Source organism: Nonomuraea sp. NPDC050328 (genome assembly GCF_044459405.1).
Classification (GTDB): domain Bacteria; phylum Actinomycetota; class Actinomycetes; order Streptosporangiales; family Streptosporangiaceae; genus Nonomuraea.
Genome location: NZ_JBITIW010000009.1, coordinates 241,687 through 253,869, shown reverse-complemented (window position 1 = coordinate 253,869; position 12,183 = coordinate 241,687). Strand labels below are relative to the sequence as shown.

Annotated in this window: 12 protein-coding genes; 5 read left to right on the top strand and 7 right to left on the bottom strand. The window is 72.2% G+C overall.

Annotation, left to right across the window (positions count from 1 at the left end):
* The first annotated feature begins 46 nt into the window (after positions 1-46).
* Complete coding sequence (locus ACIBG7_RS30940; RefSeq protein ID WP_357919813.1) at positions 47-364, top strand: PLDc N-terminal domain-containing protein; 318 nt, start codon at positions 47-49, stop codon at positions 362-364.
* Here ACIBG7_RS30940 and ccsB read toward each other — a convergent pair whose 3' ends face one another.
* The 5 genes from ccsB to ACIBG7_RS30915 all read right to left on the bottom strand — a co-directional run bounded on the left by ccsB (position 365) and on the right by ACIBG7_RS30915 (position 4,823).
* The gene (gene ccsB, locus ACIBG7_RS30935) at positions 365-1,294 is read right to left on the bottom strand and encodes a c-type cytochrome biogenesis protein CcsB (RefSeq protein WP_357919810.1); all 930 of its coding nucleotides are present in this window, start codon (positions 1,292-1,294) and stop codon (positions 365-367) included.
* Positions 1,284-2,834, bottom strand: coding sequence for a cytochrome c biogenesis protein ResB (locus tag ACIBG7_RS30930; RefSeq protein WP_357919807.1), 1,551 nt, complete (start codon positions 2,832-2,834; stop codon positions 1,284-1,286). The genes ccsB and ACIBG7_RS30930 overlap by 11 nt, the downstream gene beginning before the upstream one ends.
* The gene (locus ACIBG7_RS30925; RefSeq protein ID WP_357919804.1) at positions 2,804-3,547 is read right to left on the bottom strand and encodes a cytochrome c biogenesis protein CcdA; all 744 of its coding nucleotides are present in this window, start codon (positions 3,545-3,547) and stop codon (positions 2,804-2,806) included. Before ACIBG7_RS30925 ends, ACIBG7_RS30930 begins: the two co-directional genes overlap by 31 nt.
* The gene (locus tag ACIBG7_RS30920) at positions 3,540-4,106 is read right to left on the bottom strand and encodes a TlpA disulfide reductase family protein (RefSeq protein ID WP_357919802.1); all 567 of its coding nucleotides are present in this window, start codon (positions 4,104-4,106) and stop codon (positions 3,540-3,542) included. The genes ACIBG7_RS30925 and ACIBG7_RS30920 overlap by 8 nt, the downstream gene beginning before the upstream one ends.
* A gap of 87 nt (positions 4,107-4,193) precedes the next feature.
* Entirely contained in the window at positions 4,194-4,823 is a 630-nt protein-coding gene (locus ACIBG7_RS30915; protein WP_397338483.1) for a histidine phosphatase family protein, read from the bottom strand.
* A gap of 212 nt (positions 4,824-5,035) precedes the next feature.
* Here ACIBG7_RS30915 and ACIBG7_RS30910 point away from each other — a divergent pair, with 212 nt between their 5' ends.
* Positions 5,036-5,887: an EamA family transporter gene (locus ACIBG7_RS30910; protein ID WP_397338482.1), complete on the top strand. Its 852-nt coding sequence runs from the start codon at positions 5,036-5,038 to the stop codon at positions 5,885-5,887.
* Position 5,888: 1 nt separating this feature from the next.
* Here ACIBG7_RS30910 and ACIBG7_RS30905 read toward each other — a convergent pair whose 3' ends face one another.
* The gene (locus tag ACIBG7_RS30905; protein WP_397338481.1) at positions 5,889-6,791 is read right to left on the bottom strand and encodes a LysR family transcriptional regulator; all 903 of its coding nucleotides are present in this window, start codon (positions 6,789-6,791) and stop codon (positions 5,889-5,891) included.
* 174 nt (positions 6,792-6,965) lie between these two features.
* Between ACIBG7_RS30905 and ACIBG7_RS30900 the strand changes: the two genes are divergently transcribed.
* The gene (locus ACIBG7_RS30900; protein WP_397338480.1) at positions 6,966-7,832 is read left to right on the top strand and encodes an EamA family transporter; all 867 of its coding nucleotides are present in this window, start codon (positions 6,966-6,968) and stop codon (positions 7,830-7,832) included.
* A gap of 73 nt (positions 7,833-7,905) precedes the next feature.
* Positions 7,906-8,391, top strand: coding sequence for a hypothetical protein (locus tag ACIBG7_RS30895; RefSeq protein ID WP_397338479.1), 486 nt, complete (start codon positions 7,906-7,908; stop codon positions 8,389-8,391).
* Position 8,392: 1 nt separating this feature from the next.
* Here the strand turns inward: ACIBG7_RS30895 and ACIBG7_RS30890 are convergent, their stop codons facing one another.
* Complete coding sequence (locus ACIBG7_RS30890; RefSeq protein WP_397338478.1) at positions 8,393-10,669, bottom strand: LuxR C-terminal-related transcriptional regulator; 2,277 nt, start codon at positions 10,667-10,669, stop codon at positions 8,393-8,395.
* 346 nt (positions 10,670-11,015) lie between these two features.
* Between ACIBG7_RS30890 and ACIBG7_RS30885 the strand changes: the two genes are divergently transcribed.
* The gene (locus ACIBG7_RS30885) at positions 11,016-12,137 is read left to right on the top strand and encodes a UDP-N-acetyl glucosamine 2-epimerase (RefSeq protein ID WP_397338477.1); all 1,122 of its coding nucleotides are present in this window, start codon (positions 11,016-11,018) and stop codon (positions 12,135-12,137) included.
* Positions 12,138-12,183: the final 46 nt, after the last annotated feature.

Genomic DNA, 12,183 nt, shown 5'->3' with positions numbered 1-12,183 from the left:
CCCCCGCCGGGTCTCACGCGAGCCCGGAATGGCTTACAGTGCGGACATGGCAGGTGTGCTTGTCAGCCTCGCGGTGCTGGCCCTCTGGATCTACTCCCTCTTCGACGTGATCACGACCCCGGATGAGGAGATCAGGAACCTGCCCAAGGTGCTCTGGGTCCTGGTCATCGTCCTGTTGCCGCTCATCGGCAGCCTCTTCTGGTTCCTGCTCGGCCGCCCGCTGGGCCCCCAGTCGGCGACGCCCAGGCTGCGCCCCCAGCAGCCTCAGCAACGGCAGCAGCCGGCGCCCCCGCCCCCGAAGGGGCCGGACGACGACCCCGACTTCCTGAAGGACCTCGAGCGCCGGATGCGCGGCGACGACTGATCAGACGCCCGCGTAGGAGTGCAGGCCGCCGAGGAAGAGGTTCACCCCGATCAGGTTGAACAGCAGGCAGGCGAAGGCGAGCAGCTGCACGATCGTGGCGGACTTGCCCCGCCAGCCGGCGGTCACCCGGGCGTGCAGGTAGGCCGCGTAGGCGACCCAGGTGATGAACGCCCAGACCTCCTTGGGGTCCCAGCCCCAGTACCGGCCCCACGCCTTGTCCGCCCAGAGCGCGCCGGCGATGACGGCGAAGGTCCAGATCGGGAAGGCCAGCACGATCGCCCGGTGCGCGATGCGCTCCAGGTCGGCCCGGGCCGGCAGGCGGGAGACGCCGTCGCCGCGCACCAGGTAGAGAATGCCGGCCACCGCCGCCACGATGAACAGCCCGCTGGCCACGATCGCCGCGGTGACGTGGATGGCGATCCAGTAGGAGTTGAGCGCCGGCATCACCGGGCCGGCCGCGGTGTAGAAGAACTTCACCGAGGCGCCCAGGCCCAGCGTGGCGGTGACCATCACGAAGGTGCCGAGGACCTTCACGTTGTACCGCAGCTGCGTCACCAGGAACGCGGCCACCGCGGCGAAGGTGATCGCCACGACGAACTCGTAGAGGTTGCCCCACGGCCACCGGCCGACCGCCAGGCCGCGCAGGACCAGCGCGGCGAGGTTGGCCAGGCAGCCGAGCCACGCCAGCAGCACGCCGAGCCGCCCGGCGGTCACGGCCCAGCCGGGCGTGCCCGGCGTCTGCTCCGCGTCGGCCGCCTTCGCCTCCTCGGCCGGGCCGCCGCCGACGGCCACGGGGACGGCGGCGGGCTTCTCGGCGCGGGCCTTGCCGTAGGCGAGCTCCAGCGCGAAGCCGATCATCGCGGCTAGGTAGGCCAGGACGGCGGCGAGGATGAGCGTGTCGCTCAGCTCGGCCATCAGGTCAACGGACATCCCTGTCTCCATCGGATAGGACCTTGACGATGTCTGCGAACTCCGCCTCGAAGCCCGCGGCGGAGCCTTCGGTGCGGGTCAGGCCCCCGGCGACGGCCCGGCCGTCCGCGACGCGCACGAAGACGCGGCGGCGGCGGATCATCAGCGAGAGCACGATGCCCAGGACGGCCAGGGCGGAGGCGACGAACGCGGGCAGGCGGCCGGGGTCGTAGGCGATCTGCAGCGTCATCCACTTCTTGACACCGGTGAACTCGATCTTCCCCGCGCCCTCCGGCAGCTCGTAGGAGCCGCCCACGGCCAGCGGGGCGGGCGCCTTCGCGCCCATGACGATGCCCTTGAGCTTGCGCATGACCTCGGGCGAGGCGATCTGGTACACCGACTGCGGGATGCCCGCCCGTGCGCCCAGGTCGCCGGTGAAGGCGGCCACCACGCGCAGCTTGGGATCGACCGCGGCCGGGAACTGCGAGCCGCCCTGCCCGTCGTCGGTGGGCAGGAAGAGCAGCGCGATGCCGAGCTGCGAGGGCTGCGCGTCGGGCGCCTTCACCACGCACTCCGACAGCAGGGTGCCCTTGTCGGTGATCAGGCAGGGCACCGGCCGGTCGACGACCACGTTGCCCTTGCCGTCGGTGATCTTGATGATCGGGGCGTAGCCGTGGCCGAGCAGGTAGGTCTGGGTGCCGTTGATCTCCAACGGCTCGTTCACCTTCAGCTCGTAGTCGAAGGCGTCGTTGACCCGCAGGAAGGCGGAGTAGTCGAGCTCCTGGCCGTTCTGCGAGTACACGGCCTGGAAGTCCTTCAGGGTGAACCAGAAGGGCTCCAGCGACTCGGCGTTGACCTGGCTGCCCGGGATGAACCGGTCGTAGGTGGCCACCGTGTTGGCGAACCCGTCGCCCTCCACCACCAGGACGTTGCCGCGGTAGCCGTACAGCGAGCCGAGCGCGACGGCGACCAGCAGGCCGAGCAGCGAGACGTGGAACATCAGGTTGCCGGCCTCGCGCAGGTAGCCCTTCTCGGCCGCCACCCAGCCGTCGCCGGTCTGCACCCGGAAGCGCAGCTTGCGCAGCCGCCGTGCGGCCTCCTCCGTCGTCAGCTCGCCGTCCAGCTCCGCGTGGTACGGCAGGCGCGCCAGGTTGCGCGGTGCGGCCGGCGGCTTGCGGCGCAGCTCGCGGGCGAAGGTCAGGGTGCGCGGGATGATGCAGCCGATCAGCGAGGTGAACAGCAGCAGGTAGATCGCGGCGAACCAGGGCGAGCTGAAGACGTCGAAGAGCGAGAAGCGTTCGTACCACTCGGCCAGGCCGGGGTCGTTCTGGTAGATCTGCGCGACCTTCTCCGGCTCGACGCCGCGCTGCGGCACCAGCGAGCCCGGGATGGAGGCCAGCGCGAACAGGAACAGCAGGATCAGCGCGGTCTTCATCGAGGTCAGCGTGCGCCAGCCCCAGCGCAGCCAGCCCACCACGCCCAGCCCCTTGGGCGAGGACGCCTCCCTCTTGGCCATCTCGTCGATCGCCATCAGATCACCGGCTTGAAGCCGCTGATCCACGACTGCATGGTCGCCACCAGCTCTCCCCACAGACCACTCACGAGCAGCACCCCGACCACCACCAGCATGCCCCCGCCGATCCGGGTGATCAGCCGCGAGTGCCGGCGGATCGCCTGGAAGGTGGTGAGCGCCTTGGTGTAGGCGAAGGCCGCGACGACGAAGGGCACGCCCAGGCCGAGCGCGTAGAACACGGCCAGCAGCGCGCCGCGGCCCGCGCTGCCCTCGGTCACGCTGAGCGAGAGCACCACGGCGAGCATCGGGCCGATGCAGGGGGTCCAGCCGAGGCCGAAGACGATGCCGAGCAGCGGCGCCCCGGCCAGCCCCGCGGCGGGGGCGCGATGGATGCGCACGTCGCGCATCAGCCCGGGGATGACGCCGAGGAAGGCGAGGCCCATGATGATCGTCAGGACGCCGATCACCTTGGTGATGACGTCCGCGCTGCCGTACAGCATCGAGCCCAGGCCGCCGAAGAGCAGGCCCTGGGCGACGAAGACGAGCGCGAAGCCGGCGACGAACAGCAGCGTGCCGGCGACCAGCCGGCCGCGCCGCGGGTCGGCGCTCATGCCGGTCACGTAGGACAGGTAGCCCGGCACGAGTGGCAGCACGCACGGGGACAGGAAGGAGACGAGGCCGGCCAGCGCGGCGATCGGGATCGCGAGCAGCAGCGAGCCGGACGCGACGATCTGCCCCCAGGTGGCGACGACGTCATTCATCGCGCACCTTGGTCACGGTGGTCATCAGGTCGGTGTACTTGATCGCGCCGAGCGCGCGGGCGGCGACCCGGCCCTGCTTGTCGATGATCAGCGTCGAGGGGATGGCCGCGGGCGGGACGGTGCCCTGGAAGGCCAGCGCCACCTTGCCGGGCTGGTCGAACAGGCTCGGGTAGCCGGGCTGCTCGGAGCGCTCGAAGGCCAGCGCCTCGGTCTTGGTGTCCTTGAAGTCGACGCCGAGGAACTCCACGCCGCTCGCCTTGGTCTTGGCCGCCACGTCCTTGAGGATCGGCGCCTCGGCGCGGCAGGGGTTGCACCAGGAGGCCCAGAAGTTGAGCACGACGACCTTGCCCTTGTACTGCGACAACGCCACCTGGCCGCCGTCGAGCGTCTCGCCCTTGATGTCGGGGGCGGGCTTGCGGTCGGCCGCGGCGAAGGTCTGCATCTTGCCGTCGCCGGCCACGAACCTGGTGTCGCCCGCCTGCGGCTGGCCGCCCTGGCTCCCGGCGCAGCCCGTGGCGACGACGGCGAGCAGGGCGAGGGTGAGGGACGTCGCGCGCACGGGAGGAAGATCTCCTTGTACTACAAGCGGTAGAGCTTGCAACTCTACCGGCGGGGGTGCCCGCCCGGGACAACCGGGGCCACGATCTCAGGCCCCGGGGATGGTCGGGCCCTTGACCAGCGAGCGCGCCGGCTCGCTGTAGCCGACGCTGATCAGCCGGTCGCCCTCGAAGGTGAAGCTGGTCAGGCTGGCCAGCTCGCACTGCCGCCGCCGCGGGTCGTGCCAGAGGCGGCGGCCCTCGGCGGCCAGGCGGCTGATCCAGATCGGGAGCTGGTGGCTGACCAGCACCGCCTCGTGGCCCTCGGCCGCCTTGCGCGCCGTGATGATCATCTGGCGCATGCGCGCCACCACCTCGATGTACGGCTCGCCCCACGACGGGCGCCTGAGGTTCCAGAAGTAGCGGTAGTTGCCGGGGGTGCGCAGGAAGGCGGCGACCACCTTGCCCTCGAGGAAGTTGGCCGCCTCCAGCAGGCGCTCGTCGAGCTCGACGTCGAGGCCGAGGGTGGCGGCCAGCGGGGCGGCGGTCTCCTGGGCGCGTTCGAGCGGGGAGCTGTACAGGGCGACGATGTCGCGGCCGGCGACCGCCTTGGCGACCGTCTCGGCCATCTGCCGGCCGCGCTCGGACAGGTGGTAGCCGGGCAGCCTGCCGTACAGGACGCCTTGCGGATTGTGCACCTCACCGTGGCGGAGCAGGTGCACGACGGTGGTCTGGGCCATGGTGCGCCCAGCCTATACGCCCCATCGGGCACCCAGGTCTCGGCGGAAAACCCGGCAAAAGGTAAAATCTTCGTTGATTGCGCCTAGGGTTCCGGGCCCGGCCTCCGATCCGGAGCGGCCGGGAGACAGGTCCGAGCGGCGCCGCGGCCCCTGGCGGGCCGTACAGCTTACGGGACAAAAACCTGGAGGCTCTACCTCGTGTGGAGTCCGCAATGAGTCCTCTGGCCCTGGGCCTCGTCCTCGTCGCCGCCGTGGCGCACGCCTCCTGGAACCTGCTGAGCAAGCAGGCCGCCAAGCTCGACGGGCTGGTGTTCGTCTGGATGGTCGGCGCGGCCGGCACCGTCCTGTGGGCGCCGGTCGCGATCGGCTTCATGGTCGTCACCGGCACCTACCCGGGCTGGCCCGACCTCGCCGTCATCGGCGTCTCGTGCCTGCTGCACCTGGCCTACTTCGTGACCCTGCAGCGCGGCTACAGCCGGGGCGACCTGTCGGTGGTCTATCCGGTCGCGCGCGGCACCGGCCCGATGCTGGCCAGCGCGGTCGCGGTGCTCTTCCTGCACGAGCGGCCGGGGCTGCTCGGCGGCCTCGGCATCGCGCTGGTGGGCGTGGGCGTCTTCCTGATGAGCGGCGGCGGCCGGGCCGACCGGCCCGGGCTGTTCTACGGCCTGCTGACCGGGCTGTTCATCGCCGGGTACACGATCTGGGACGCCCAGGTGGTCGGCGCCTTCGCGGTCGCGCCGGTGCTGCTCAGCTTCTTCGGCGAGCTCGGCCGCACGCTGGCGATGGCGCCGGCGATGATCGGGCGGCGCGCCCTGCTCCTGCCCGCCTGGCGCGAGCACCGCGGCAAGATCCTCGGCTCGGCCGTGCTGGTGCCGCTCTCCTACCTGCTGGTGCTCTTCGCCTTCACCATGGCGCCGGTCAGCGTGGTCGCCCCGGCGCGCGAGGTCAGCGTGCTCATCGCGGTGGTGCTGGGCGGGCGGCTGCTCGCCGAGGGCGACCTGCGGTGCCGGCTGCTGGCCGCCGGGGTGATCCTCGGCGGCGTCGTCGCCATCGCCCTGAGCTAGGTCAGCCGATCGTCGGGGAGGCCTCGATCAGGGCCTCCACCGCCGCGCGGATGGCCGGCCGCCGCGCGGCGTCGGCCCGCCACAGCGCGTAGATGCGGCGCGTCTGCCGGGGCCGGATCGGCACCATGCGCACGTTGGCCGGCACGTGGTCGCGGCCCAGCCGCGGCACGATCGCGCAGCCGACCCCCTGGCCGACCAGCGCGAGCTGGGTGGCGTACTCGTTGGCCCAGAAGGCGATCTCCGGCTCCAGCTCCGCGCTGCGCAGCGTGAAGGCCAGCCAGTCGTGGCAGACCGTGCCGGGCGCGGTGCTGATCCAGCGGTCGGCGTGCAGCTCGCGCAGCTCGATCTCGCGCCGCTCGGCCATCGGATGCCCGGCGGGCAGCGCCACGTCGGCGAAGTCGTCGAACAGCGACTTCCTGGCCAGCCCCTCCGGTACGGCCAGCGGCCGGTTGAGCCAGTCCTGGGCCACCGCCAGGTCGAGCTCGCCACGCGCCACCTCGCGCAGGGTCTGCTCGGGCTCGCGCTCGTACATGTGCACGTCGAGCTCGGGGTGGCGTTCCTTCAGCAGGGACAGCGCCTTGGGCAGGAGCCCGCGCGCCGCGGTCGGGAAGGCGCCGACGTTGATGCGCCCGACCACCGCCCCGCGCAGCGCCTCGAAGTCGGCCTCGGCCGTCTCGACCAGGGCCAGGATGCGCTCGGCGTGCTCGGCCAGCAGGCCGGCGGCGTCGGTCAGCCGCACGCCGCGCCCGTTGCGCTCGACCAGCGTGGCGCCGGTCTCGCGCTCCAGCTTGGCGATCTGCTGGGAGACCGCGCTGGGGGTGACCATGAGCGCGTCGGCCGCCGCGCCCACCGAACCGTAGACGTGGACGGCGTGCAGCGCCTTGAGCCGGTTCAGATCCAACATGTAAGCAAGCCTAAAGGGTTTAGCGTAGAAAGTCTCGCTTGTGGTCGAATGTGTAGCGATGGAGAATATATGCATGCGAATGATTAAGCGGACCAAGCAGCAGACCGAGTCTCCCTCCTACCTCCGCGCCCTCGCCGAGCAGGCCCGCGAGCAGCGCATCCGTTACAAGAAGAAGTGAGGCCGCGCCACCTGGCGATGGCCGTCGGCCTCGCCGCCGTGTGGGGCTTCAACTTCGTCGTCATGCAGGTGGGTCTCCGCCACTTCCCGCCCCTGTTGTACGCCGCCCTCCGGTTCTCCCTGGCCGCCTTCCCCGCGTTGTTGTTCGTGGGCCGGCCGGGAGTGGCCTGGCGCTGGGTGGCGGGAGTGGCCGCGTCGATCGGCGTGGCCCAGTTCGGGCTCATGCTGATCGGCATGAAGGCCGGGATGCCGCCCGGCCTTTCCTCCCTCGTCCTCCAGTCCGCCGCCCTGTTCACCGTGCTGTTCGCCGTGCTGTTCCTGCGCGAGCGGCTCACCAGGCGGCGCGTGACCGGGCTGGCCGTGGCCTTCGCCGGCCTTCTGCTCGTCGCCTACGACTTCGGCCTGGGCGCGCCGGTCGGGCCCTTCCTGCTCTGCGTCGGCGCCGCGGTGGCGTGGGGGCTGGGCAACGTCATCCAGCGCAAGGCCGCCCCGCCGGATCCGCTGCGGTTCATGGTGTGGGTGAGCGCGCTGTCGGCGCCGCCACTCCTGCTGCTGTCGGTGCTGGCCGAGGGGCTGCCGTCGCTGTCGGCCCCGGCCGAGGGCTGGCTGTCGCTGGGCTATGTCGCCTTCATCTCGACCCTCGGCGGGTTCGGGGTCTGGGGCTGGCTGTTGCAGCGTTACGACGCGTCGGTGGTCGCTCCCTACGCGTTGCTCGTCCCGGTCTTCGGGCTCAGCTCGGCCGCCCTCTTCACCGGCGAGGACCTGTCCGCCGTGGAGCTGGTCGCCGCCGCGCTCATCGTCTCCGGCGTGCTCTACGCCGGCTCCCGCCCGCGTGCCGTGCCCCGGGAGCGCGTCCTGGCTTGACAGATCCGAGCAGATGTCGGATAGTGCCGCTATCTAGTCATTAGATAGCGTGCCTATCCAATTGGAGCCCTCCATGACGACCGTGGTCCTGCTCGTCGCTCTGCTCGTCTTCCGTGGCCTCGGCGCGCTCGGCGTGCGCCGGTTCGCCCGCTGGGACGTCAGCGCCGCCCATGCGCTGGCCGTGATGCTGGTGATGACGGCCAGCGCGCACTTCGTCCCCGGCGAGGTCACCGTGATGCCCACGCACGACGACCTGGTGGCGATGGTGCCGCCCGTCGTGCCCTTCCCGAGCGCGGTGATCTACCTCACCGGCGTGCTCGAACTGGCGGGAGCGGCCGGGCTGGTGACGACCCGCTGGCGGCGACCGGCCGGGCTCTGCCTCGCCCTGCTGTTCGTGCTGATGCTCCCGGCCAACGTCTACGCGGCCCTCACGGACTCGGCGATGGCCAGCCCGCTCTGGCAGCGGATTCCCGAGCAGGTGCTCTACATCGGCTTCGCGCTGTGGGCCGCCCGCAGCGTGCGCGCCCGCGAGCGCGAGCGCGTGCCGGCCGGCGGCTGAGTCAGGGCCGCGTGGTCAGCTTGGAGATCTGCGTCCGCGAGACCAGGCCGAGCTTGGCCAGGATGTGTTCGAGGTGCGCGTCCACCGTGCGCTTGGAGATGTCCAGCCGCTCGCCGATCTCGCGGTTGGTCAGCCCGTCGGCGACCAGCTCGGCGACCTGCCGCTCGCGCGGCGACAGGTGCCGCCGGTCCTCGCCGGGCTCGACCGGCTCGTCCAGCGCCAGGGCCAGCGCCTGCTCGACGTCGAGCGCACCGCCACGCTGACGGGCGGCGGCGTAGCCGTGCGGCCCCAGGCCGTTCTGGACCACCTGCACCGACTTGTCATGGAACTCCTGCAGCAGCCGCAACCCGAACTGCGGCTCGTTCGACACCCGCTGCCACAGGGTGTCGGCCGCGCCCAGCAGCCGGGCCGCCCGGTCGTGCTCGCGCCGCTCGGCCGCCGCCCAGCCCAGACCCTCCAGGCACTGGGCGAACCCCATGACGTCGCCCAGCCGGTGCTTGAGCAGCACCGCCTCACGCAGGCACCGCGCGCTCGGTCCGTGCTCGCCCTGCGCCCACAACGCCATCGACTTCACCCACAGCGCCCAGCTCCGGGCCCAGCACTCCTCGGGATCGGCGTTGGCGGCCAGCGCCTCGTCGCACGCCTCGACCGCCTGCGCGGGATCGCCCATCGCGGTGTGCATCCAGCCGAGCACCAGGCTGGTGAAGATGACCGCCAGCCGGTCGCCGAGCTCGGCCAGGCGGTGCCGTACGGCGAGGAAGCCGGCCAGGTCGGGCGCGACGGTGGCCTCGAAGAACTGGGTGTGCAGCCGGAAGACCGAGCACCACAGCGCGCCGTTCTCGTCGCCGATCCGGTCGGCGAGCTCCTCACCCTCGCGCAGCAGCCGGTTGGTGTCGCCGCGCACGCCGCCGACGTCCATCAGCCAGACCATCAGCCACAGGCCGCGCACCCGGTCGGTGGTGGGCTCCCCGGCCAGCTCCAGCGCCCGGTGCAGCCAGTGCCGCCCCTCGGCCAGCAGGCCGCACAACCACAGGCCGGCCAGCTTGCCGGCCAGTTCGAGGCCGAGCGGGGCCTGCTCGGGAGCGCTCAGGCAGAACTCCAGCGCCACCCGGATGTTGGGCCGCTCGTGCCGGGCCCACTCCAGCCAGGAGAGCTGGTCGGGACCGAGCCAACCGGCGTCGAAGGCCCGCGTCATGGCCAGGTAGTGATCGCGGTGCCGGGCGCGCAGGATCTCGCTCTCCCCCGAGGCGGCCAGCCGGCCCGCGCCGTAGGACCTGATGGTGTCGAGCAGCCGGAACCGGGCCCCGGGCGCGCCCTCCACCCGCTGCACCACCGACTGATCGACCAGGCTGATCAGCGTGGTGAGCACCGCCTCGGCGGAGAGCTCGCCGAAGGCGCAGATCTTCTCCGCCGCGTCGAGGTCGAACTCCCCGGCGAAGACCGACAGCCGCGCCCAGAGCAGGCGTTCGGCGGGCGAGCAGAGGTCGTGGCTCCAGCCGATCGTCGTCTCCAGCGTCTGGTGCCTGGGGATGACGGTCTTGCTACCGCCGGTCAGGAGCTGGAAGCGGTCGTCGAGGCGGGCGAGGATGGCCTCCAGCGGCAGGGCCCGCAGCCGGACCACCGCCAGCTCGATCGCCAGCGGGATGCCGTCGAGGCGGCGGCAGAGCGCACCGACCTCCTCCCGGTTGTCCTCGGTCACCGTGAAGCCGAGCGCCGCGGCGGCGGCACGGTCGGCGAACAGGCTCAGCGCGCCGCCGGGGTCGGGCGGCCAGGGCGCGCCCGGCTCGGGCACCGGTAACGGGGCGACGGCGCGGGTGTGCTCGGCGGGGATGTCCAGCGGGCGGCGGCTGGTGGCCAGCACGTGCAGGCCCGGAGCGTTGGAGAGCAGCACCTCGGCCAGGGCCGCGCAGGCGTCGACCAGGTGCTCGCAGGTGTCCAGCAGGAGCAGGAAGCGCCGCTCGCGCAGGTGGCCGGCGAGCAGCTCGATCGCCGGCACCGAGGGCCGCTCGGGCAGGTCGAGCGCGGCGGCCACGGTGGTGGCGAGCAGGCCGGGGTCTTCGAGGGAGGAGAGCTCGACCAGGCAGACGCCGTCGGGGAAGGCCGCCTCGACCGCCCGTGCCACGCGGACCGCCAGCCGCGTCTTGCCCACCCCGCCGGGACCGACCAGCGTCACCAGACGGGCGTTGGCCAGCAGGTCGCGCACCGCGTCGAGATCCGCGGCGCGGCCCACGAAGCTCGTCGTCTCCGCGGGGACGTTCTTCATCGTCAGCGGTCCCACAGACTGAGCGTAGGGAAAGCATCGCTGGTTGTCAGCACGATCCGCATACCTAGCGAAGGTTGTTCACCTTTATCGGTATGCGGATGTCCGCCAGCCCCTTCGGGGAGTGACCCATTAACGATTAATCACTCCGGAGAGTGAGTGTTTCCGGCAACTCCCGATTAACGCCTCACTACATTGACTCCTCAGTTGCTCTTGCGAAATGCCGGGAGTCCTCCTTGGTCGTGCACTCGAAGCTCGCCTTCGTCCTCAGCCGCTCGCGAAACCACGGGCTGGAGGCGGCAGCCACCGGCGCGCCCGTTCGCCGGAGGCACCGCTGAGGCCCGGCCCGGCGCGGGGACACCGCGTGGCGGTCGTCGTCGGCGCCCGGTCCGAGGCGGTCAAGCTTGGGGTGGTGGTCCGCGCCCTGCAGGCCCAGCCGTGGGCGGAGGTCGCCGTCATCGGCCCCGGCCGGCGCGGCGAGGCCGTCGAGGAGACCCTGGCCCTGTTCGGCGCGCGGGTGGACCGGCGGCTGGCCGACGTACGGCGCAGCGGCCGGCCCGGCCTGGCCGGGGACCTGGTGACCGGGCTCGGCGAGCACTTCGCCGCCTTGCGCCCCGACCTGGTCGTGGTCCAGGGCGACACCACGTCGGCCCTGGCCAGTGGGCTGGCCGCGCAGCCGGTGAAGATCAGGGTCGTGCACGTCGAGGCGGGTCTGCGCAGCCGCGACGCGCTGCCCTTCCCCGAGGAGATCGACCGGCGACTCGCCGCACCCCCGGCCGACCTGCGCCTGGTCGGCCCGCACCCGGCTGGCCTGCACCCGGCCGCCCTCTACCTGGCTCCCACTCGCTCGGCCAGGGACAGCCTGCTGGCCGAGCGCATCGCCCCCGCGAACGTGATCGTGACCGGCAGCACCGCGATCGACGCGCTCATGCACGTCGTCACGCCGTGCCGCCGCCCGGACCGGCCGCTGGCGCTGGTCATCGCGCACCGGCCGGAGCGAGGCGAGCCGAGGCGGCGCATCGCGAGGGTCGCCGCCCGGCTGGCCACCGAGCGGCCCGGCCTCGACGTGGTGACGACCACCCCGCTCGGTCCCGAGGAGGCCGCCGGCGGACCGGCCAACCTGCGACGCCTGCCGCCGCTGCCGTACCAGGAGTTCGTGAACCTGCTGGCCACGGCCACGCTGGTGATCACCGATTCGGGCGAGGTCGAGGAGGCGGCGGCCTCCCTGCGGCTGCCGCTGCTGGTGATGCGGGAGACGACCGAGCGGCGCGAGGCACTGCTCGGCCGGTGGGCGCACCTGGTCGGCACGGAGGAGGACCTCATCCTCAAGACCGCGGACGCCGTGCTGGCCGCCCGGCCGCCCGGCGGTGGCGTGCCGCGCCCGTGCGTGTTCGGGGACGGCCGGGCCGCCGAGCGCACGGTGGCGGCCTGCGGCTGGCTGCTGGGCCTCGCACCGCGCCCGGCGGACTTCCACCCGCCAGGCTGAGCCCCGGCAGACTGAAGCCGGCAGACTGAGCCCCGGCAAGCTGAGC